Origin of the sequence: Methyloprofundus sedimenti, assembly GCF_002072955.1 — a bacterium.
GTDB lineage: Bacteria > Pseudomonadota > Gammaproteobacteria > Methylococcales > Methylomonadaceae > Methyloprofundus > Methyloprofundus sedimenti.
Map to the genome: position 1 here is coordinate 723655 of NZ_LPUF01000001.1, position 22129 is coordinate 745783.

Annotated in this window: 19 protein-coding genes; 13 read left to right on the forward strand and 6 right to left on the reverse strand. The window is 40.4% G+C overall.

Annotation, left to right across the window (positions count from 1 at the left end; translation table 11 throughout):
* Window positions 1–3 precede the first annotated feature (3 nt).
* Both AU255_RS03155 and AU255_RS03160 read right to left on the reverse strand, forming a co-directional pair.
* Entirely contained in the window at window positions 4–831 is an 828-nt protein-coding gene (locus AU255_RS03155; protein WP_080521523.1) for a DUF4912 domain-containing protein, read from the reverse strand.
* A gap of 288 nt (window positions 832–1119) precedes the next feature.
* Window positions 1120–1998 carry an IS982 family transposase gene (locus tag AU255_RS03160; RefSeq protein WP_080521034.1) on the reverse strand — a complete coding sequence of 293 codons (879 nt, stop codon included), beginning with the start codon at window positions 1996–1998 and terminating at the stop codon, window positions 1120–1122.
* A 447-nt stretch (window positions 1999–2445) separates the two neighbouring features.
* On the opposite strand from AU255_RS03160, the gene AU255_RS03165 reads away from it, so the two are divergent.
* A complete protein-coding gene (locus AU255_RS03165) occupies window positions 2446–3144 on the forward strand; it encodes a urate hydroxylase PuuD (protein ID WP_080521524.1) in 699 nt (232 codons plus the stop codon).
* Between the two features lie 273 nt (window positions 3145–3417).
* Here AU255_RS03165 and glnD read toward each other — a convergent pair whose 3' ends face one another.
* Both glnD and map read right to left on the reverse strand, forming a co-directional pair.
* Entirely contained in the window at window positions 3418–6036 is a 2619-nt protein-coding gene (gene glnD, locus AU255_RS03170; protein ID WP_080521525.1) for a [protein-PII] uridylyltransferase, read from the reverse strand.
* A complete protein-coding gene (gene map / locus AU255_RS03175; protein WP_080521526.1) occupies window positions 6033–6797 on the reverse strand; it encodes a type I methionyl aminopeptidase in 765 nt (254 codons plus the stop codon). The genes glnD and map overlap by 4 nt, the downstream gene beginning before the upstream one ends.
* Window positions 6798–7083: 286 nt before the next feature.
* Between map and rpsB the strand changes: the two genes are divergently transcribed.
* The 11 genes from rpsB (at window position 7084) to rpiA (ending at window position 16853) form a co-directional block, all read left to right on the forward strand.
* Window positions 7084–7827: a 30S ribosomal protein S2 gene (gene rpsB / locus AU255_RS03180; RefSeq protein ID WP_080521527.1), complete on the forward strand. Its 744-nt coding sequence runs from the start codon at window positions 7084–7086 to the stop codon at window positions 7825–7827.
* 145 nt (window positions 7828–7972) lie between these two features.
* Window positions 7973–8851: a translation elongation factor Ts gene (gene tsf, locus AU255_RS03185; protein ID WP_080521528.1), complete on the forward strand. Its 879-nt coding sequence runs from the start codon at window positions 7973–7975 to the stop codon at window positions 8849–8851.
* 161 nt (window positions 8852–9012) lie between these two features.
* Window positions 9013–9732 carry a UMP kinase gene (gene pyrH / locus AU255_RS03190; protein ID WP_080521529.1) on the forward strand — a complete coding sequence of 240 codons (720 nt, stop codon included), beginning with the start codon at window positions 9013–9015 and terminating at the stop codon, window positions 9730–9732.
* 6 nt (window positions 9733–9738) lie between these two features.
* A complete protein-coding gene (frr, locus tag AU255_RS03195; protein ID WP_080523269.1) occupies window positions 9739–10296 on the forward strand; it encodes a ribosome recycling factor in 558 nt (185 codons plus the stop codon).
* A gap of 11 nt (window positions 10297–10307) precedes the next feature.
* A complete protein-coding gene (locus AU255_RS03200; RefSeq protein WP_080521530.1) occupies window positions 10308–11063 on the forward strand; it encodes an isoprenyl transferase in 756 nt (251 codons plus the stop codon).
* Window positions 11064–11115: 52 nt separating this feature from the next.
* Window positions 11116–11988: a phosphatidate cytidylyltransferase gene (locus AU255_RS03205; RefSeq protein WP_080523270.1), complete on the forward strand. Its 873-nt coding sequence runs from the start codon at window positions 11116–11118 to the stop codon at window positions 11986–11988.
* On the forward strand, window positions 11985–13169 hold the full coding sequence (ispC, locus tag AU255_RS03210; protein ID WP_080521531.1) for a 1-deoxy-D-xylulose-5-phosphate reductoisomerase: 1185 nt from the start codon (window positions 11985–11987) through the stop codon (window positions 13167–13169). The genes AU255_RS03205 and ispC overlap by 4 nt, the downstream gene beginning before the upstream one ends.
* Window positions 13169–14530, forward strand: coding sequence for an RIP metalloprotease RseP (gene rseP / locus AU255_RS03215; RefSeq protein ID WP_080521532.1), 1362 nt, complete (start codon window positions 13169–13171; stop codon window positions 14528–14530). The genes ispC and rseP overlap by 1 nt, the downstream gene beginning before the upstream one ends.
* 43 nt (window positions 14531–14573) lie before the next feature.
* On the forward strand, window positions 14574–15293 hold the full coding sequence (locus AU255_RS03220; protein WP_080521533.1) for a DsbC family protein: 720 nt from the start codon (window positions 14574–14576) through the stop codon (window positions 15291–15293).
* 134 nt (window positions 15294–15427) lie between these two features.
* Complete coding sequence (gene rpe / locus AU255_RS03225) at window positions 15428–16096, forward strand: ribulose-phosphate 3-epimerase (RefSeq protein ID WP_080521534.1); 669 nt, start codon at window positions 15428–15430, stop codon at window positions 16094–16096.
* 97 nt (window positions 16097–16193) lie between these two features.
* Entirely contained in the window at window positions 16194–16853 is a 660-nt protein-coding gene (gene rpiA / locus AU255_RS03230) for a ribose-5-phosphate isomerase RpiA (protein ID WP_080521535.1), read from the forward strand.
* Window positions 16854–17170: 317 nt separating this feature from the next.
* On the opposite strand, the gene ppc is transcribed toward rpiA, so the two are convergent.
* A complete protein-coding gene (ppc, locus tag AU255_RS03235) occupies window positions 17171–20062 on the reverse strand; it encodes a phosphoenolpyruvate carboxylase (protein ID WP_080521536.1) in 2892 nt (963 codons plus the stop codon).
* Between the two features lie 835 nt (window positions 20063–20897).
* Between ppc and cas1f the strand changes: the two genes are divergently transcribed.
* On the forward strand, window positions 20898–21845 hold the full coding sequence (gene cas1f, locus AU255_RS03240; protein ID WP_080521537.1) for a type I-F CRISPR-associated endonuclease Cas1f: 948 nt from the start codon (window positions 20898–20900) through the stop codon (window positions 21843–21845).
* Between the two features lie 7 nt (window positions 21846–21852).
* Here cas1f and AU255_RS03245 read toward each other — a convergent pair whose 3' ends face one another.
* Window positions 21853–22074, reverse strand: coding sequence for a hypothetical protein (locus AU255_RS03245; protein WP_080521538.1), 222 nt, complete (start codon window positions 22072–22074; stop codon window positions 21853–21855).
* Between the last annotated feature and the right edge of the window lie 55 nt (window positions 22075–22129).

Here is a 22129-nt window from a genome sequence, read left to right on the forward strand (position 1 = left end):
GCACTAAAATAAACGGCCTGGACCGGAAGTATTGTTAATTTTAGTCTTGGTTGTTTTAGAGGATGTATGCGTTTTTGCAATTTGTTTTGCTAGCGTCGAATGAGACGAAGTAGTTATACTTTCGGCGTCACTTTCTTTTTCAAATACTTTTAAATCGTAACCATAGCCCTGAAAATTTTTTAAAATCAGAGCCTCAGACCAGGGAACTTCAGCATTTGTTTCAGTAACATAATTATCTTCCGATGGTTGTTCAGTTTGTGGGATATTTTTACTTTCAATAACGTGGTCTTCAGTGACCTGATTTTTTTGTGGCTGATGATTTCTTATTAGCTTGTCTTCCTGTGTCTGGCTGAATTGTAAAGCATTTACAGTGTTATCGATGTTGATCTCAGATACTGGACTTTGGCGTGGAACATGAATGGTCTCGGCAGTAGCCAAAGCACTGAAACTATCGTCTGCGTTGATCTCGCCGATAACAGCTGAATAGGCTGATGCAGCAACTGGCAAATGCACTTTTTGCCGGTTCTGAAATCCCTGCACCTTGATATCGAAACTTAATTTGACATTGCTGGGATCTGCGCTGAGTTCGGGTAAAGTGTAAATTCTCAAGGCCAATTGCTTATCTAGATGTTCGATTATATTTTCAGTTTCGCTTTGTTTCAGGTTCCAGTAAGCGTAAAGATTAACTGGGTCAACTGGCATTAGCACAAGCTCTGGCAGGTGTCGGTTATCATGAGGGGCGTATGACTGAGTCACTTTCTCGCTAATATCTAATAAAACTTGTTGAGAGATTTTGCATTGAGGGTTAAATCTTGACTTCCAAAATTTCATGGTTAATCAATTTGTACGCGAACGTTAGATTACATTTTACTAAGGTGCGGTATGTTACCACCCCTCCCTTAGAATGGGACGCTTTCGAATATAAACGTTTAAAAGCATAATTAAGTGCCAGGAAGAGCGAACTAGCATTCTATTATGATCAGAAACGCGCATAATTTTCACCGCATACCTTAGATTATACAAGTTACTTAAGCGTATGCAAGTTGCGGCATGAAGACGAAGGCGTTCATTTAAAAAAACTTCTGCAAGCCTTAACTAACCTGAGTTCGGGATAAGACGTCATAACAAAGGTAATAAATCTTCTCTACGTAAGTTGAGTGCAGGCTTTTTTTCCTGGTAAGAATAAGCAACTAAACAAGCAACAATATTGATCATATAATTCGTAAGCGAACGATGTCTAGAGTGCTCAAGCTGAAAAATATTTTTAAGTTGATCATTGATAGTTTCAATAATGCTACGCTTTCTCAATAAAAGTGCATCAAAAGCAGCTATGACTCGTGGTTTCATATTTTTCTTGAGAGTTGTGATTAACTCAACATCATCGGTTGCTAAAAGTTCAGTGAGTTTTTTAGAAATATATCCTCTATCGCCAAAAAGCTTTCCAATCAGATTTTTAGCCAATTTTGGTACGGGTTTACGGTCATCAACATTCCCTTTCGTGATTGAAAAAGAAAGTATTTCCCCTCGATCATCCACAATAATGTGTAATTTAAACCCATAGAACCAGCCCGTAGAAGACTTGCCTCGTTGGGCCACATCTTTGAAAGTTTTATGGCGCGGAATACGAATATTTTTACAAACGCAAAGGGGTGTTGAATCAACAAATGCAATACCTTCACTTCGGCCACAACGTGTTTGCATAAAAGCCGTTAAAGGACCGATAATATCGGGCAATAATTCAATGAAACGGTTATAACTCGGCACCTTTGGGAAAGCTTTAGATAAGTTTTTGGGCAAGTAGCGTAAATAAAACCATTTAAATGTGTCATACCCTGACTGATGATAGTAAACAATCAAAGTAATTATTTCACTGGGGCTAATGCAACGCTTTTTCCGTCTTTTCTTTTCACCGTTTTCTATTTGGGTTTTCTCCCAGTGGGGTAAAAAGGTTTTACAAAAATCATCTACATCACAAAATAATCGGGTTAAACTTAGCATTGGGCAGTCTTAGAAAAAATAAATTCTTGGTTGTTTCTATTTTTTCAGATTTTCAAAAGACTGCCCACCTTTTCTTATCCCGAACTCAGGTTAACTATTATATGGACAATACGTGTAATAGTTAATCTTGGTGAAGAACTTAATTAATAAATTAAAGCTAGCTATTAGCCAGAATGGCAGATCTGTTGTTAAGCAACCTTAATGACAATAAAAGCGACTAATATCTATTAGTTAACGCTGAGTTTGATGCAGCAAATAAATTATTTTTCCCTCTCCTTTTATTTAGTAAAGCCTTTACTGGCAACATATCGCATAAAATTCTCAGGAACCGTAGTTTTTTGATTTAGTATTATTGTTTGACGAAAAAGCCTTAGTCGTGCTTATATTTAGTATCACAATCATAGGATTGTGTAGATTTACAATAATTATAATAAATGAGGAATGAGTATGGAATTAATTACAACAAGTCTCGGTGTAGAAATGCTTTTGCGCTGGGGACATTTTATGGCTGGTATTACATGGATAGGTTTGCTTTATTATTTTAACTTTGTTCAGACTGAATATTTTAAAGAAGCAGATGCTACATCAAAATCAGATGCTATACAAAAATTAGTACCCAAGGCTTTATGGTGGTTTCGTTGGGGAGCGATGTTTACTTTATTAACCGGCCTGGGTATCTTTGCTGTTCGCGGTGGTGGAATGTCTATGGATATTTATGTAGGCGCACTACTAGGCTTATTTATGTTTTTAAACGTCTGGTTAATCATTTGGCCTAATCAGAAAATTGTTATTGCATCGGCAACTCAAGCTGCGGGAGGTGGGGTTGCCTTGCCTGAAGCGGCAGGTGCATTAGCTACAGCAGGCTTGGCATCACGAACCAATACACTATTTTCTATTCCGATGCTATTTTTCATGGGAGCGTCTGCTCACTACCCACATAGCTTTAGCATATTAGCGTTTCTTGTTGCTGTTGTTGTTATCGTCGCTCTTGAATTCAATGGTGCTTATCCTGCTATTAAACATATTGATGTATTTAAGAAGCTGCCTGAGGGCGGTAAGATGAAACTGTATGCCAGCGTCAATGGCGTGATCTATTGTGGACTGGGTTTAACAGTTATCTTGTTTTTGATTCTAGATTTGTTATAAGTTCAAACTAGTACAACTGAAGTTTGTGCGGTAGTTCTATTGTCCTGAGCTACCGCATCTCTTACACTGAATTTATTTGATCAACAATACTCTCCTGCCATTTTTTTTCCCATTCTTAAATTCCTTAAATGCTGCTTAATAAAACTGTACTGATATGAGTTTAATTAGTTAGCATCGAAAATAGTGAAGAGTTGATCCTGTATGGCTTCTGGCTTAAGACGATTACGAACGATATCCAGGTCTACAGTAAATCACAACTGATACCGTTATGTATTAGTTTTCCAGTTGCTGCTTTAACTCATCAATAAATGTCTTTTGCTGTTCGGGGCTGATCAGCTGTTTGTCCTGTGTGGTCAGGATAAACATATCTTCCGCGCGGCTACCAATAGTAGTGATTTTTGCATTCAGAAGATTGTAGTTATACTTCCTGAAAAGCTGGCCTAATTTTGATAGCAGGCCTGGGTGATCGGTGGTTATTAACTCTAAAGTATGAGAACGGTTTTGTGGGTCTGGATGGAAATACGCTTTGGTAGTGATAGGGAAATGCTCTGCCTGGCGTGATTGTGGGTGTAAATTTTGATCAAGTTTACTGTGTTGGTTTTTTAGTTGTTGCTTAACAGTAGAGCAAATATGAAGTTCTCTGTGTAGGTCGTTAATTGGAGCGCCAGATTGTTCCAATACCTGAAAACTATTTAGCGCGTATTGGTTATGCGAGGTAATAATTCTTGCATCGAGAATAGTCAATCCCAGTTTATCTAGCGCTGCAGTGGTACGTGAAAATATAAAGTCTTCTTGTTGATGGAGTGCATAGATAAACACTTCGGCGCTGCCACGTTGAGTTTGAGGTCGCAAAAGCACTAAAGGTAGGTCTTGTTCTGAGCAGTTAAGGATCGCAATGGTATGCCAGATAATTTCATCGGGATAATAGCGGAGAAAATAATCGGAGTTGATATGCTGCCAGGCATTTTTTATGCTGGTGTCGGAAATTCCTTTTTTTATCAGCTCCTTGCGAGCTTCAGTTTTTGTTGTCTGGATAGTCTCTTGCTGATTAACGGGATTTTCCAGTCCGCGTCTCAAGGCGTTATGAGTTGCAATGTAAAGCTCTTTAAGTAAAGAGTCTTTCCATGAGGTCCATAGTGAGGGGTTGGTTGCTCGAATATCTGCAACGGTGAGTAGATACAGATAGTTTAGATATTCTGCTTTGCCAACTTTTACTGAAAATTCATGGATGACATCTGGGTCACTAATGTCTTTACGTTGAGCTGTGGTAGACATGATTAGGTGGTTTTTTACTAGCCAGCAAATCAACCTGGTATCGTATTCCGATATGTTGTGATCGACACAAAACTTTTGTGCTATGACTTGGCCTAGTTCGGAATGATCTCCTTTTTTACCTTTCGCAATATCGTGGAATAATGCGGCTATATATAATATATGGGGTTTTGGGATTAATAGAAATATATCATTACAAAAAGGCATTTCATTGTTGTGCCTTGCCAGGGCAAAGCGGCGCAGATTACGGATGACAAATAGCGTATGTTCATCAACGGTATAGATATGAAACAGGTCATACTGCATACGCGCAACAATATTGCCAAAACTAGGTAGATATGCAGCTAATACACCATAACGATTCATATAGCGTAACACATGAGTGATACCTCGTGGCTGGCGTAAAATATTGATAAATAGTTCGCGGGCCTGGGGGTCTTGGCGGAAGTTATCATCAATTAAATACAGGTTACTTCTAATAAGTCGAATCGTTGTCGCTCTAATGCCTTTGAGAGAGGGTGTTTTTTGCAGTAACAAGAATATTTCTAATAATGCGCGCGGGGAAGTTTGAAAAACAGTCACACTTCGTGCGGCAATATATCCTGCTATGCTATCAAACTTGTCGTTTATGACTTGTGCTTGATAGGTGTTGTCATCATGGGCTAGGCAGTGTTCGTTGAAAAATTGTAATAGTGTTTCATTGAGGCGCTCTAATTGCATCACTGTTTTAAAATAGTGTTGCATAAATTGTTCTACACCCTCGTTATTTTGTTGTTCGGTAAAGCCGAACCAAATTGCCAGGTCGCGCTGGTAATCAAACAATAAACGATCTTCACAGCGACCTGTTAGTAAATGTAGAGCAAAGCGAATTTTCCATAATAACTCCTGTGCAGAAAATAATTCCTCATATTCGGACTGTGGAAGAAAATCATATTTGGTTAATTCACGTAAAGTCTTACACTGGTAGTGATGTTTAAAGACCCAGGCTAAAATTTGTAAGTCTCTCAGGCCGCCTGGGCCTTCTTTTATATTGGGCTCCAGGTTGTAGGCTGTATTATGAAATTTTGCGTAACGTAACTGCTGCTCTTCAATTTTAGCTTGATAAAAGGCCTCGGAAGACCAGGGGCGTGTCTCTGCTAGCTGAGTGCGGAGAGTCGCGAGTAGCTCGTCATTTCCGATCAGATGACGAGACTCCATCAGGTTGGTTAAGATGGTTTGATCCTCAGTGCAGGCTTTTACGCATTCAGAGCTGCTACGCACACTTAATCCCAGCTTTAAACCGGTATCCCAGAGAAAGGTGCAAAACGCGCTGAGCTGCTGTTTGTCATTCTCAGTGGTGCTGTCATGAAATAGCACCAAAATATCGATATCCGAATAAGGAAACATTTCTTGTCGACCGTAGCCACCGACTGCAATTAAGGCAAAATTTTCTATGTTATGAGTAATAACACGGGTCCAGATGAGGAGCAGTAATTTATCGATAAACTTTGATTTGGCGAGCAAAAAATCTTGAATAGGTTTTTGCGGTGAGAAACTGTTTTTTAGATGGGTATTATGCAGTTTTATCGCCTGTTTAATCTGTTTGGCTCTGCTCAGATCTTGAGTATTGATAGTGTTCACCGCTCTTCTTTGCGTAAAGTCAGTATCTCATGTCCTGTCGGGGTTACAAGAATAGTATGTTCCCACTGAGCTGAGAGAGAGTGGTCTTTGGTAATTGCTGTCCAGCCATCTTTCAATACTTTCATATGACGTTTGCCAATATTGATCATTGGCTCTATGGTGAGTATCATATTTTCCTGGAGTGCAATTCCTGCGCCTGGTTTGCCATAATGTAAAACTTGAGGTTCTTCATGAAATTTTTTTCCGATGCCATGACCACAGAACTCGCGAACAACTGAATAACGATTGGATTCGGCATGCTTTTGTATGGCATAGCCTATATCACCTAAAGTACAACCGGGTTTAACTTGCTCTATCGCAAGCATTAAACATTCCTGAGTAATGCTGCATAAGCGTTTGGCGTGAGGCGCGACTTCGCCTACGTAAAACATTTTGCTGGTATCACCATGATATTCATCTTTAATAACAGTGATATCAACATTAATAATATCCCCTTTTTTTAATTTTTTATCGTTGGGGATACCGTGACAAATTGTATAATTTACTGATGTACATATTGATTTCGGAAAACCGTGATAATTTAGTGGTGCAGGAATGGCATCCTGCTCATTAATGATGTAATCATGACAAAGCTGGTCAATTTCGTTGGTAGTAATGCCCGGAACAATATAGGGTTCAATGAACTCAAGCACTTCTGCAGCAAGTTTACCGGCGATACGCATTTTTTCGATTTCAGCATCTGTTTTAATGGTGATGGTCATGATTGTAAGCTTAAGGAAAATAAATGAATGGTTATGGTATCAGACTTTGAGAGTAGATAAATTTTAACAGGGTATTCGTTGTTGTAAACAGATAAATATGGTATAAAGATAAGTTCATTAGTACTTTAGCGCGGTTAATAAAAGGAGTCGTGCGAAGTATGATTAAAACTCACATTTATCGTCACAGTTGGTGGGGTGCCCGTTTTTTATAAAACTGGTTTCTGGCTGGGATAGGTGGAGGCGTAACCCTTTCGGAATAGTTTCCGAAAAATTATTGGAGAAAAAAATGGCCGCAGTATCAATGCGTCAAATGCTAGAAGCAGGTGTACACTTTGGACACCAAACTCGTTACTGGAACCCGCAAATGGCGCCTTATATTTATGGTGCACGAAGCAAAATTCATATTATTAATCTGGAAAAAACACTTCCACTGTTTAATGATGCGATGAATTATGTAGGGCAAATGACAGCAAATAAAGGTAATATTTTGTTTGTTGGTACCAAAAAATCTGCACGTAAAGCGGTTGCTGAACAAGCTATCCGTTGCGGAATGCCTTATGTTAATCACCGCTGGTTAGGTGGTATGCTGACTAACTTTAAAACGATAAAAAAATCAATCGGTCGTTTAAAAGAGCTGGAAGCAATGACAGCAGATGGTTCTATGCAGCAACGTTTCAGTAAAAAAGAAGCGCTGGGCATGGAACGAGAAATGGAAAAGTTAGAGCGTAGCTTAGGTGGTATCAAAGACATGCGCGGAACGCCAGACGCTATTTTTGTACTGGATGTAGGCTACGAAAAGAATGCGCTGAGTGAAGCGAGAAAATTAGGTATCCCGGTTATTGGTATTGTGGATACAAACAACTCACCTAAAGGTGTTGATTACATTATTCCTGGTAATGATGATTCAATTCGTGCTGTTAAGTTGTATGCAGAAAGTATTGCGACTGCTATTTTAGAAGCGAAAACAGCAAGACTGGATCTTTCAGCTAAAGCTGATGAGTTTGTTGAGCAAGTAGCTGGCGCTGAATAAACTAGATGGCAAACAACAAGCCGTTGCTTGTTGTGTTGGTTTTTTTGGACGCCCCCATTTGGGGGCGTTTTTATAGAATTAGACTTGAGTTTTTGATGCAGTAAAGTCAATGATTCAGGTTAAAGAAATTTAAGGTATATATAGCATGAGTGTAACTGCTGCAATGGTTAAAGAACTGCGTGAAAGAACGGGTTCTGGAATGATGGAATGTAGAAGAGCGTTGGTTGAAGCCAATGCTGATATGGAGCTTGCAATCGAGAACATGCGTAAAGCAGGTTTGGCGAAAGCGGATAAAAAATCAAATCGTATTGCTGCTGAAGGACGTATAACAGTAGCGCAAAGCCCCGATACTAAGCATGCCGTTATTATCGATGTTAACTGTGAGACCGATTTTGTTGCAAAAGGTGATACTTTTAAAGAATTTGCCAATGCAATTGCAGAGGCGATTTTAGCAGCAGATGTGAATACGGTAGAAGAAGCATACGAGCTTAAGTTAGCCAATGGTAAAACCATTGATGAAGCTCGCCGCGGATTGATATCTACTTTAGGTGAAAATATCACTTTAAGACGTTTTCAAAAAGTAGCAACTGAAGGTGGTACAGGTTTTTATTTGCATGGCGAAAAAATTGGAGTATTAGTTGAGTTAGCAACAGCGGATACTGAATTAGCTAAAGATGTTGCAATGCACATCGCAGCAAGTAAGCCTATGTGCATTGCTGAAACTGATGTACCAGCTGAAACTGTTGAAAAAGAAAAAGCGATTTTTGTTGCACAGGCTGAAGAAAGTGGTAAGCCAGCAGCAATTATTGAAAAAATGATTGGTGGGCGTATTAAGAAATTCCTCGCTGAAGTTACTTTGGAAGGTCAGGCGTTCATTAAAGATGATAAAGTTACTGTTGCCCAGCTTGTTGGTGGTAAAGGCAATAAGGTTCTAAGCTTTATTCACTTTCAAGTGGGTGAAGGTATAGAGAAAGAAGAAGGTGATTTCGCCGCTGAAGTTATGGCGCAAGTCCGCGGTAGTTAAGATTCGTGTCAGACCTTCGGAGTTTTTACTCCGAAGGTTTTTCAAGTCTAGAGATGCAGACAGGAGCACGCATATTAACAATAAATTAACGGATTATAATTTATTTATGCACACGCAAGGCATTATAAAATACACATTAGCCACAAAATAGGAAAGTAGTTATGACTAAACTCATTTGCCAAAGAATTATGCTTAAGTTAAGTGGTGAAGCTTTAATGAGTGAAACTGGCGGAAATATAGATCCCGCTATCGTAAAACGCCTGGCGACAGAAGTAAAAGATCTCTGTGACGCTGGTGTAGAGGTTGGTTTAGTCATAGGTGGTGGGAATATATTACGTGGAGCGGAGCAGGCTGCGGAAGGCTTGAATCGTGTGACAGGCGATCAGATGGGCATGCTGGCGACAGTAATGAATGCCTTGGCAATGCAGGATTCATTGGAATTTTTAGGTCAGCCTGTTCGTGTTATGAGTGCTTTAAAAATTAATCAGGTTTGTGAGGATTATATTCGACGCAAAGCTGTTAGGCACCTGGAGAAAGGGCGCGTTGTAATTTTTGCAGCAGGGACAGGAAACCCCTTTTTTACTACAGATACTGCGGCAAGCTTAAGAGCGATCGAAATTGATGCACATCTGATGATTAAGGCGACTAAGGTAAGGGGCATATATTCGGCAGATCCTGAAAAGGTTGCAGATGCGGTTTTTTATCCAGCATTAACTTATGACGAAGCACTTGATCAACGCTTGAATGTCATGGATACGACGGCATTGGTGCTTTGTCGGGATAATGATTTGCCCATGCGGGTTATGAATATTTTTGAACCAGGTGCCATTATGCGCTTGATGCAAGGTGAAGACATAGGCTCACTTATAGAGCGAGGATAAAAAATGATGATTAGTGATATTCAACAAGACGCATCAGCTAAAATGGAAAAGAGTATTGATGCACTTAAAAAAGGTTTTACAAAAATAAGAACGGGCCGTGCTCACCCCAGTTTGCTGGATCAGGTTGTGGTGTCTTATTATGGTACTGATACACCCTTGTCTCAGGTAGCGAACGTTGCGGTTGATGATGCCCGTACTTTAGCAGTAACACCATGGGAAAAAAGCATGATGCAAGCGATTGAAAAGGCGATTATGTCCTCGGATTTAGGTTTGAATCCAGTGACCAATGGTAATGTTATTCGTGTTCCGTTACCTATGCTAACGGAAGAGCGTCGTCGTGATTTAGTTAAAGTTGTTAAAGCAGAAGCTGAAAATGGGCGTGTCTCTATTCGTAGTATTCGCCGCGATGCAAATACAGAAATTAAAGAAGCATTAAAAGAAAAAATGATTTCCAAGGATGAAGCACATGCAGGCGAAGAGAAAATTCAGAAAATTACCGATGAGTATATCAAGCAGGTAGAAAAACTTTTAGAGGCAAAAGAGGCTGACTTATTGTCGATATAAGGCATATCATTATGCAAGTTGAACCAGGCGAAAAGGATAAATCGCTTTATCCCAAACATATAGCCATTATCATGGATGGTAATGGTCGCTGGGCGCAACAGCGTCATTTACCACGAATTATGGGCCACCCGTCTGGAGTGAAAGCCGTGAAACGTGTGGTTAGGTTTTGTGCTGAGCAGGAAATACAGGTTTTAACTTTATTTGCTTTCAGTAGTGAAAATTGGCGCCGTCCTAAAGAAGAAGTTTCTAAGTTAATGGGGCTTTTTATGTTGACCATGCAAAAAGAAGTTAAAAGCCTGAATAATAACAATATTCGCCTTCGATTTATTGGTGAGCGCGCTAATTTTTCTGAGAAAATTCAGCAAAAAATGGCTAAAAGTGAACAGCTAACGGAGAATAATACCGGCCTAACGCTGGTGATTGCTGCAAATTATGGTGGTCATAGAGATATAACCCTGGCTTTAAGAAGTATCGCTGAACAGGTTAAAGCCGGAATTATTGAGCCTGATGAGATCGACGAGACCATGATTGCCGACGCTTTATCTGTTCCAGATTTACCTGATCCTGATTTATTTATTAGATCTGGCGGGGAAAAGCGAATTAGTAATTTTCTGTTATGGCAACTTGCCTATACAGAATTCTATTTTACCCCTGAACTTTGGCCGGACTTTAAAGCAGAAACCATGCAAGCTGCGATTGATGATTTCCTCACCCGGGAGCGTCGCTTTGGTCGTACCAGTGAACAAGTTCAAAGTATGTCTAACTAGACTTTAATTGTTTACCGTCTTTTTTATAACCTTTTTAGAAAATAATAAAAATATGTTACTTCAACGCGTTATTACGGCCTCAGTATTAGCACCATTGGTGGTGTTGGCTATCTTCATATTGCCCCACGTTTATTTTTCTCTTGTCTGGGGAGTCGTTTTATTGATTGCGGCCTGGGAATGGGCAAATTTGGCTGAAGTCAAAACAGTATTTGGCAAGGTTTTATATCTGTTTACTTTGCTGATACCTATGTTATTCCTGCATTTCTGGACACAAATACTGGAAATCCTGGTCCAGTTAACTAATTGGCCGGAAATTCGAAACTATTCAGTTGGTATTGAATTTCTGATGATTCCAGCTGTTTTATTCTGGTTTTGGATAATGCTTAAAATACGCAAGTCTGGAGCTGAATTATTAGAACTCAAGTTAAGTCTGGGTAAAAGATTATTTATTGGTGGTTTTGTATTGATTATAGCTTGGTTCTTTTTATCGCGATTAATGGTATTAGAAGAACCTGCGATGACAATGTATTTATTCCTTCTTATTTGGGCAGCTGATATTGCAGCTTATTTTGCAGGGAAAAAATTTGGTATAACCAAGTTGGCGATTGAAATTAGCCCGGGGAAAACAGTAGAAGGCATGTATGGTGCGATAGCCGCTGCAGTCGTCATGGGCTTGTGTTTTACACTTTACTTTGGCTTTTCTGTATTAAGTATCATAGACTTTGTATTGCTTTCAGCGATTACCGTACTGGTTTCTATTTATGGTGATTTATTTTTTAGTGCTGCAAAACGTATCCGTGGCGTCAAAGACAGCGGCTCTATTTTGCCGGGTCATGGTGGTATTCTGGATCGTCTGGATAGCTTTATTGCTGCGATACCAATATTTTATGCGGGTGTTTGGTTTATTCGCTGGATGTATTCATGAAAGGGATATGTATATTAGGAGCCACAGGCTCTATAGGTGTTAGTACTTTAGATGTGATAAAACGCCATGCTGATCAATATAAAGTGATTGCATTAACAGCAAATACTAATATTGATGTGTTGTTTGAACAATGTTTAGAGTTTAAGCCCGAATATGCGGTAGTGGTTAATACCGCAAAGGGCGCAGAATTTAAAGCTAAAATAGCAGGTACTGTCATAGCGGATATGACCGTACTATGTGGCCCGGAAGCTCTGGTTACTGTCGCTACTCTGACATCAGTCAACTCTGTGATGGCTGCTATTGTAGGGGCTGCGGGTTTATTATCTGCTTTGGCTGCTGCCCAGGCAGGTAAAACGGTATTACTTGCCAATAAAGAGTCGCTGGTTATGTCAGGTGACATTTTTATGCAGGCAATTAAAGACTCGGGTGCCGTGTTATTGCCCATTGATAGCGAGCATAATGCAATTTTTCAGTGTATGCCGGCTAACTATACAGCCGGGCATGATGCGCCTACAGCAAGACGTATACTATTAACAGCTTCAGGTGGACCTTTTAGAACAACACCACTTGATGAGCTGGCAAATGTAACAGTAGCGCAAGCAGTCGCACATCCTAAATGGGATATGGGCAGAAAGATTTCTGTTGATTCAGCTACCATGATGAATAAAGGCCTGGAACTTATTGAAGCCTGTTTATTGTTCAACATGCGGCCAGAGCAAATTCAGGTTGTGATTCATCCACAAAGTATCATTCACTCGATGGTGGATTATGTAGACGGTAGTGTTCTCGCGCAGATGGGTAATCCTGATATGCGCATTCCTATTGCTCATGCAATGGCATGGCCAGAACGTTTTGATTCCGGTGTTGCTCCCCTGGATATTTTTGCGGTTAAACAGATGGATTTTGAACCTGCTGATTTACAGCGGTTTCCATGTTTACGTCTTGCAATGGAGGCCATTTCAGCGGGTGGTATTATGCCAACTGTTTTAAATGCTGCCAACGAGTGTGCCGTTGAGTCCTTTTTGAATGAACAAATACGTTTTACGGATATTCCTGTCGTTATTGAACGCAGCATGAAGAAATTTAGTGCAACTCAAGCTGATACATTAGAGCATATTCTTGAAGCAGACCAGCAAGCCCGTGAGCAAGCGCATTTAATCATTAAAGAATTAGTCGTTTAATGGATACTTTAAATTCCCTGTTTTATTTTGCTGTCGCGGTTGGCTTGCTGGTTGCGGTTCATGAGTTCGGACACTTTTGGGTAGCCAGGAAAACCGGGGTAAAGGTGTTGCGTTTTTCAATCGGCTTTGGCAAGGTTATCTGGAAATACCAGAAAAATAGTGCGTCGACCGAGTACGTATTATCAGTTATTCCTCTGGGTGGCTATGTCAAAATGGTCGATGAGCGTGAGGGAGAAGTTTCTGCAGCCGATTTACCATATGCCTTTACCCGGAAGTCTTTATGGGCGCGCACAGCTATTGTTGCAGCAGGGCCTGTATTTAACTTATTACTGGCGGTAATTATATATTGGGCCGTGTTTATGCTTGGAGAGACAGGCATGCGTCCTCTGGTAGGTGCCGTTGAGCCTGGTACACTCGTAGCGCAGGCAGGTTTTGTTGAAGGCGAAGAAATTGTTAACGTAAATAATATAAGGACGGTGACCTGGCGAGAGACCATCGAAACAATCATGTCATCAGTAATGGATGCTGAGCAGGGCTTGCCTGTCGAAGTAAAAACTGAAGATGGTGTTCTGCTTACCCATACATTAATCATACCTTTCGACGTCAGTCAGCAACCGAAGCGGTTATTTGAAGAGTTGGGTCTGAATGCCTGGCAACCCCCTTTACCGCCTGTGATAGGCAGAGTAATTGAGAATAGTGTTGCTGCACAAGCAGGTCTGCAACCGGGGGACTTGATTATTAGTGCGGATGGCATTGAATTGACGGACTGGATGGACTGGGTAAAGTATGTTCAAGACCATGCAGGGCAGGTTATGAACTTGTTAATTGAACGTGATGGACAGGCGCTGACTATTGCACTGAAACCAGAAAGCGTTATTGAGAATGAGAAGATAACAGGTAAAATTGGTGTTGGTGTACAGGTTCCGGAAGGTTTGCAAGAATCCATGATGGTCGAATACTCTTTGCCTCCTTTACAGGCATTGCAAGCAGCCGTCGAGCGTACCGTGTATTATTCCGGTGTCACCTTAAAAATGATGGGTTATATGTTTATTGGCAAAGCATCGGTGGAAAATTTAAGCGGACCGGTTAGTATTGCAAAATATGCAGGAAAATCAGCAGAAATGGGTCTGGTATCCTTTTTAAAGTTTTTAGCAATAGTCAGTATTAGTTTAGGCGTACTCAATTTATTACCTATCCCGGTTTTAGATGGAGGACATCTATTAATGTTTGCCATTGAAGCAATTAAAGGCAGTCCTGTGTCTGATAATGTGCAAATAGTTTTTCAGCAAATTGGTATGACAGCATTGTTAGCATTGATGGCTTTGGCAATGTTTTTAGATATAGAGCGCTTATTTCAATAACGAACAGCCCCTAAGGCCATGTTCTTAATTCTATGGATTAATTATGAAAAAATTTATACAGATTTTATTAGCAGGTAGCTTGTGTTTATCTGTTTTTGCACACGCGGATGTGGATAAAGAAGCACTGAAAACAAAGTTAAAGGAAACCATGCCCTCATTGACTATTGAGGATATAAAACCTTCAGAAATAAAAGGTTTGTATGAGGTTATGGCTGGTGCAAATATATTCTATGTTTCAGAAGATGGAAGGTATCTTATTCAGGGGCGCATGTTTGACTTAGTGGACAAAAAAGATCTAACTGAAGAAAAATTAGCTGTGGCTAAAGCAGCTTTGATCAATGCAGTGCCATTAGAAGAAATGATCATTTTCAAAGCACCTATGCAGAAATATGTGATCAATATTTTTACTGATATCGATTGTGGTTATTGTCGTAAGTTACATTCAGAAATTGATCAGTATATGGCAGAAGGCATCACTGTAAGGTATTTATTCTTTCCACGCGCAGGGAAAGATTCGGAATCATATAAAAAGGCAGTTTCAGTCTGGTGCTCGGATGATAAAAATGCAGCATTAACAGCAGCTAAAACCAGCACAAATCCACCACCTGAAAAGACCTGTAAAAATCCGGTAGAGAAACAGATGGCTTTAGGTGATGAGTTAGGCGTGCGTGGTACACCGATGATGATTAGCCCAAAAGGGTATGTTTATCCAGGTTATATGCCTGCCAAAAAATTAGCTGAAGCGCTAAGTCAGGAACAATAAAAAAGTAGGTCAGAACGATAGTTCGCTAAGTTTAGATAAGAGGCATAGAGCTATGTTACGATTAAATTTGCATACAAAACACTGCTGGCACTATGCTACAAAATATAAAAAAATAATTAAATTGGAGAAATGATATGACTGATAACTGGATTGCACCTTCTATTCTTTCAGCGGATTTCGCAAGATTAGGCGAAGAAGTAGATAATGTTTTAGCCTCAGGTGCGGATGTTGTGCATTTTGATGTAATGGATAATCACTTTGTACCAAATTTAACTATTGGACCATTGGTTTGCGAAGCCCTTAGAAAACATGGTGTCACTGCACCCATTGATGTTCATTTAATGGTACAGCCTGTTGATCGTATTATTCCTGACTTTGCAAAGGCAGGAGCGAGCATGATTACTTTTCACCCTGAAGCTTCTACGCACATCGATAGAACGTTACAGATGGTTCGTGACCTGGGTTTAAAATCAGGTTTGACATTTAATCCGGCGACGCCTTTACATTATCTTGATTACGTAATGGACAAAGTTGATATTATTTTATTAATGTCAGTGAACCCTGGTTTTGGTGGACAATCGTTTATTCCTGCAACACTGGATAAATTGCGTGAAGCAAGAAAAAGAATTGATGATAGCGGCTATGATATTCGCCTGGAAATTGACGGTGGCGTAAAAGTAGATAATATCCGTGAAATTAAAGCCGCCGGAGCAGATATGTTTGTTGCCGGATCTGCTATTTTTAGTCAGCCGAATTATAAAACGGTTATTGACGAAATGCGTGCTGAATTAGCGAAAGCTTAAGCTTGAGAGACAAGCAGATAGGTAAGTTGGCTAAAGCGTAGCGTAGCCAACTTTTTCCTGTTTTAAATGTTACGTAAACAGTTAGGAAAATAGACGCATGACACAAGACGAAAGCAAACGTAAAGCTGCAGAAGCGGCTTTACCCTATATTAAAGACGTTTCAATATTAGGCGTAGGAACAGGTTCTACTGTCAATCATTTTATTGATTGCCTCGCGGACTTTAACTTGACAAAAGATATTCAAGGTGCGGTTTCAAGCTCAATTGCAACCACAGAAAGGCTGAAAAAAATCGGTATTCCAGTGATGGAATTAAGCGAGTCAGGCAATCTTGATGTGTATGTAGATGGTGCTGATGAAGTTAATCCACTAAAACAGCTTATTAAAGGTGGCGGTGGTGCTTTAACGCGTGAAAAAATCATTGCTGGAGCAAGCAAACAGTTTGTTTGTATCGTTGATGAAAGCAAAGTGGTTAAAGTTTTAGGGAGTTTCCCGCTGCCTATCGAAGTCATCCCAATGGCACGTAGCTATGTCGCACGCGAAGTAGTTAAATTAGGCGGACAACCGGTCTGGCGTGAAAACTATATTACCGATAACGGTTGTGAAATTATCGATGTACATAATATGGAAATTGCAGAGCCATTAGCCCTGGAAAGGTTAATCAATAATCTTGCTGGCGTTGTTTCAGTCGGTATTTTCGGCTTAAGACCGGCTGATGTAGTGCTGATTGCAAAAGAGTCTGGCGTAGAAACTATGTAATATCAAGATTTATACTTCGCACGGCCACGGTTGCGAAGTATATCTTTCTACCATAATGTAGAATACGTCGGATAAAAAAAGGGCTGGTTTGTATTATAAAATATGCAAACTGGCCCTTTTTTTGTTTAATTCTTTGGTGCTACTAATAAAAAATTACTCGCTGGTTTGATTGAACCCGTCTTGTTTGGTTTTCAACGGCCTCGTTAGATATCAGTAAAAAATAGCACTTATCAGAAACGTAATTTATACCTGACTCCTGATTATTTTGACTGATCCCCCCCTCCGAGGGGGGGGGAAAGACAACCTCAGTGACTTGATTAGCCAGTGTTACGCAAACCAGCCGCAATGGCATTGATACTGTTCAGAAGCTCAGGCAACCAGAGCGCTTTTTCTTCTTCGGAGATCTGGTCTGACTTGTAGCGTCTTAGCAGGGCAATTTGTATATTATTTAGAGGCACAAGATAGGGATTTCGTCGGCTCAGTGAAAGTGCAAGACTGGGTGTGTCTGCCATTAAAGTCTGGTTACAACTGATTTCAAGAATGCGTTGTTCTGCACGCTTGTACTCATCAGCAATCAGAGTATAAACCGTTTGTGCAACTTGCTGGTTCTGTCCAAGCAGACTGTATTGTGCACCGATATCGAGATCAGTTTTGGTCAGCGCCATCTGGATATTGCTGACCAAAGCTCTAAAGAACGGCCAGTTCTGATACATCTCTTTGAGTTGCGCATCACCATGCTGTTCAATCCAGTTATCTAAAGCATACCCCGTGCCTTGCCAGGCTGGGAATGTTAGTCGCGCTTGAGCCCAGCCAAAGATCCAAGGAATGGCTCGGATTGAAGATTTAGATAAATTCCCCTTTTTACGGTGTGACGGGCGAGAACCAATATTCAATAATCCAATCTCGGTCACCGGCGTTGCTTCGTAGAAGAAGTTAAAGAACCCTTCAGTATCGTCGGTCAGTTTTCTAAAACAGGCTTCGCCATCTTTCGCCAGTTTTTGCATGACCTCAAAGTACTCAGGGTTATCCTTCACTTGACTTTGTACAACGCCTGTACTGGCTTTCATAAGGCCAGTTACGCCCAGTGAGAGTTCATACATTGCTGTTTCAGTATTACTATATTTGTTGGACAGTACTTCACCCTGTTCGGTGAATTTAATGGAGCCGCGCACTGTTCCTGTCGGTTGTGAAAGGATGGCAAAGTGTGTTGGTCCGCCACCACGGCCAACGGTTCCACCACGCCCGTGAAATAAACGACAATCTACTCCGTGCTCATCAGCTAATACCATGATTTGCTGCTGCGCCACATAGAGTCCCCAGGCAGAAGATAAGTTGCCACCATCTTTTGCCGAATCAGAGTAGCCGAGCATGATTTCCTGCTGGTTACCGGATGCTTCAAGCAGAGCCTTGTAGGTGTCGTTCTCAAATAATGCCTGTGTGACTGGCACAATATGTTCTAAATCGACGATGGTTTCAAATAGTGGTGCAATTTGAATATCGCAATAAGGTTTTCCCGCGTTATAACCTGCCAGGCCTACCTGATGAGCTAAAAACAACACTTCCATAATATGGCTGGCTTCATGCGTCATTGAAATAACATAGTTATTAAAAGCCTTTTCACTGATGTCTTTACGCATCTCACGAACAACGTTAAACACCTCCAGAACTTCTTTGGTCATATCATCAAGAGCGAGGTGTTGAATATCGATGATAGTTGCAGAAGCAACATGCTGGGCAAGAATATCCAGTTTTTCTTTTTCTCTCAGGCTTTTGTAATCGACACCTAGATGCGAAAAAAGGTCAGCGACCGCTTCGGTATGTACAGTAGATTCCTGACGAATATCCAAACGCATCAGATAGAAGCCAAAAGTCTTAACCAGGCGAATCAAATCCTTTAATTCTGCATTTGCTACATTTTCATCGCCATGACTACATAGGGAGTGATGAATCAATTCCAGGTCATCCAGGAAGTCAGATTCAGAGTGATAGGCAAAGTGGCTTTTATCGATGGGGTCATCATCAATACGTGCTTCAAGATATTCGATATTCTGCTGTAGTTTACCGTGTATCAGGGCCAGTAAACGACGGTATGGCTCATCTTTAAATCGCTCAGGACGTTTTTTAAAAACAGCAGCAATTAAATGATCATCTGCGTTTTCTGAGCGCTGAATAACATCTTGTGAAATAGGACTGATAAAGCGCGAGTGCGTGAGTTTGGAACCCAGATCAAGAACCCGTTGCTGATATTCATAGATGACAGCCCGGGACTGTAACAGTAGGGCCTGAACTGTTGTGTTATGCGTTACAAATGGATTACCGTCTCGATCTCCGCCTATCCATGAACCAAAGCTCAGGAAGTTTGGCGTTTCAATGTTATCGTCAGGGTAGTGTTTAGCAATGGCACGTTCCATGTAGCGATAAACCTCTGGAACGGCATCAAATAACGACTGACGAAAGTAGTATATTCCGTTACGAATTTCATCTTCCACAGTTGGTTTTTGGCGGCGCACTTCATCGGTCTGCCAAAGCACTTGAATTTGCATCTCAAGCATTTGATAAATAGAATCTTTTACATATTTATTATTGTAAGTATCTGCTTCATTCAAGGCGCCGATGTCGAGGAATATTCTTCTTAAGTTATCCATCACTGCGCGTCGTTTTGATTCTGTCGGATGGGCAGTGAAGACAGGAATATAGTGCAATTTATTTAATAGCGTCTGCACCTGTCCAGCATCCAGGCCTTGTGCTTTGAGTTCACCTATAGTATTGAGCACAGAACCCGTCCAGAATGGACCTTCTGACTTAAGCTGGCTTTGTCTTTCATGATACTGGTGTTCTTCTTCTGCCAGATTGACTAAACTAAAATATAAATTGAACGCGCGAATAATCGGTGCAAGTTCTTTTGCCGATTGAGATTCGATAAATTCGGTGAGTTCAGCTTGTAATGCTGGATTTTCTGCTTGCTCAAGTTGCAAATAACCAGTACGTAGCTTTTCTACAGCATCAAAAGCGGACTCACCAACTTGTGATTTAATTACTTTACCAAGAATATTGCCTAGTAATTTAATACGTGCTCTGAGAAGTTTATCTCGAATTTCGGTATCTGCGGTAATGCTGTTTTTAATAGGATTTATAGCAGTGTCAGCCTCGGTATAAGATTGATTACCCTTAGCTGCGCTGGATGGTAAAGTCTCGTTTTCTATATTCATGTGTTTACCTGTATGTTCGGCAACTACGCCGATAGGTTCAATTAAAATTACTGGTTTAACTTTACTATTTTGGCTGTCATTTAGCTAGCTGATTGCACATAATTCTCAGAGGTTCATGAGTGTTCTCCTTAAACCTAGAAACCGTAGTTGAGTACGGATTTTGTACTCAGATTTTTCCACAAAACCGCGAAGCAGAGTATAGTCACCCAAAAGGTGACAAGCCTTTACGATCATTATATTTTATATTCAGTTACTTATAATGTTTTATTGCGGTCAACTGCGGTTTCTAGGTTAAAACATAAGCCAACGTAAATGGGGTCTACCATAGAATTTTGCAGCAATTCACAAGTTAGGATTAAGTGGTAAAATTGATAAAAACGTTCCTGACTACCCATAACTCTCAACTATATTCGTCATTTCTGCATGCTTTTAGCAGGAATCTCAGAGGGTAAGCAAAGATTTCCGATATAAGACCTCCGGAATGACGAGACTCTTAACATATCGATATTTTAAAATTTACTTTAATATGGCTGTGAGTTGTACGTAATCAGGAAAACTTTTACCTTAAAATGAACTGATAAGTGACAACAAATCGATTTTCAGATACATAATCTTGCACACTGTGCGGTAATATAGAGAGTATTTAGGTCTATCAGGATAAAAAGTGTGCCATCACTATTTTTTTGTCGCTGCAATTTATTGAAGGTCTTATTTTATCATTTTTAGGCTGTTCAATCCGACAAGCTCCAAGACGAGCGTAAATCGGCTAGGCTTAAAGGAAAAGTTAGACCCCATTTTTCCACAGAATAACTTTTAGTAAAAAAGGACATATTACATGGAACAACTAACGGACTTAAAAGCCATACTGCATTCCAAACGAGCTAATATCTATTATTTGGAAAAATGTCGTGTGATGCAAAAAGATGGCCGAGTGCTTTATTTAACCGAAGCCGATACCGAAAAACAATATTGGAATATCCCGATAGCCAATACCACCTGCATACTCTTGGGTACTGGCACCTCCATTACCCAAGCCGCCGTTAGAATGCTCGCCTCAGCTGGCGTATTAATTGGTTTTAGTGGTGGCGGTGGAACACCCTTAATAGCTGCCAATGAAATCGAATGGCTCTCACCGCAAAGCGAATACCGACCCACAGAATATGTACAAGGCTGGATGGCTTTTTGGTTTGAAGAAGATAAACGCTTAAAAATCGCTAAACAGTTCCAGCAACAACGCATTACTTACATGCAAAAGATCTGGGGTAATGACCGAGAACTGAAAAATGAAGGATTTAGCCTGGATGATCAGGATATCCAGCAAGCATTGACCCACTTCTCTGCAAAAATAGAACACTGTCAAGATGTCACTAATTTATTATTAATTGAGGCACAGCTCACCAAATCCCTGTATAAAATCGCCGCCAACAACACCAAACAAAAAGACTTTGTGCGTCAGCATGACAGCATTGATGATGCTAATGCCTTCTTAAATCACGGTAATTATTTAGCCTATGGATTAGCCGCCACCACACTCTGGGTGCTAGGCATACCACATGGTTTTGCAGTGATGCATGGTAAAACCCGACGCGGAGCCTTGGTCTTTGATGTCGCGGACTTAATCAAAGATACCTTGATACTCCCTTGGGCCTTTATCTGCGCCAAAGAACAAGCCACCGAACAGGAATTTCGCCAGCAATGCCTACAAAACTTTACCCAACATAAAGCCCTGGATTTTATGTTTGAAGCCGTTAAACAAGCCAGTGTAGAAGGTAAAGACTTATGATGGTCACTTATCTATGAGCTAATTCTGCATTATTTTTTATTAGCTGTTCTAAACTGGTTATTTCGCCGGTTTTTTTATAGTCTGCATAAGATTCATCCGCTCGTTTAATGGCTTCTTGCTCTGGTTGATAATCAAGAATAAAGCTTTTTATCAACTCAGAAATACTCACCCCTTTTTCTGAGGCAATAGTCACTAATTGATTTTCTAATTGTGGGTCTAAAGTAATCATGTTTCATACTCTTTGTTGGGTTGAAAAAGAAAATATTTTAACACTAGATCATTAA

What these genes read in the sequence shown, in the direction of transcription:
- AU255_RS03245 (WP_080521538.1), bottom strand. Translation starts at nt 22,074, where the DNA reads ATGATTACTTTAGACCCACAATTAGAAAATCAATTAGTGACTATTGCC.
- ppc (WP_080521536.1), bottom strand. Translation starts at nt 20,062, where the DNA reads ATGAATATAGAAAACGAGACTTTACCATCCAGCGCAGCTAAGGGTAAT.
- rseP (WP_080521532.1), top strand. Translation starts at nt 13,169, where the DNA reads ATGGATACTTTAAATTCCCTGTTTTATTTTGCTGTCGCGGTTGGCTTG.
- AU255_RS03165 (WP_080521524.1), top strand. Translation starts at nt 2,446, where the DNA reads ATGGAATTAATTACAACAAGTCTCGGTGTAGAAATGCTTTTGCGCTGG.
- tsf (WP_080521528.1), top strand. Translation starts at nt 7,973, where the DNA reads ATGAGTGTAACTGCTGCAATGGTTAAAGAACTGCGTGAAAGAACGGGT.
- AU255_RS03205 (WP_080523270.1), top strand. Translation starts at nt 11,116, where the DNA reads ATGTTACTTCAACGCGTTATTACGGCCTCAGTATTAGCACCATTGGTG.
- map (WP_080521526.1), bottom strand. Translation starts at nt 6,797, where the DNA reads ATGACCATCACCATTAAAACAGATGCTGAAATCGAAAAAATGCGTATC.
- frr (WP_080523269.1), top strand. Translation starts at nt 9,739, where the DNA reads ATGATTAGTGATATTCAACAAGACGCATCAGCTAAAATGGAAAAGAGT.
- ispC (WP_080521531.1), top strand. Translation starts at nt 11,985, where the DNA reads ATGAAAGGGATATGTATATTAGGAGCCACAGGCTCTATAGGTGTTAGT.
- rpe (WP_080521534.1), top strand. Translation starts at nt 15,428, where the DNA reads ATGACTGATAACTGGATTGCACCTTCTATTCTTTCAGCGGATTTCGCA.
- AU255_RS03220 (WP_080521533.1), top strand. Translation starts at nt 14,574, where the DNA reads ATGAAAAAATTTATACAGATTTTATTAGCAGGTAGCTTGTGTTTATCT.
- AU255_RS03160 (WP_080521034.1), bottom strand. Translation starts at nt 1,998, where the DNA reads ATGCTAAGTTTAACCCGATTATTTTGTGATGTAGATGATTTTTGTAAA.
- pyrH (WP_080521529.1), top strand. Translation starts at nt 9,013, where the DNA reads ATGACTAAACTCATTTGCCAAAGAATTATGCTTAAGTTAAGTGGTGAA.
- cas1f (WP_080521537.1), top strand. Translation starts at nt 20,898, where the DNA reads ATGGAACAACTAACGGACTTAAAAGCCATACTGCATTCCAAACGAGCT.
- rpsB (WP_080521527.1), top strand. Translation starts at nt 7,084, where the DNA reads ATGGCCGCAGTATCAATGCGTCAAATGCTAGAAGCAGGTGTACACTTT.
- AU255_RS03155 (WP_080521523.1), bottom strand. Translation starts at nt 831, where the DNA reads ATGAAATTTTGGAAGTCAAGATTTAACCCTCAATGCAAAATCTCTCAA.
- AU255_RS03200 (WP_080521530.1), top strand. Translation starts at nt 10,308, where the DNA reads ATGCAAGTTGAACCAGGCGAAAAGGATAAATCGCTTTATCCCAAACAT.
- rpiA (WP_080521535.1), top strand. Translation starts at nt 16,194, where the DNA reads ATGACACAAGACGAAAGCAAACGTAAAGCTGCAGAAGCGGCTTTACCC.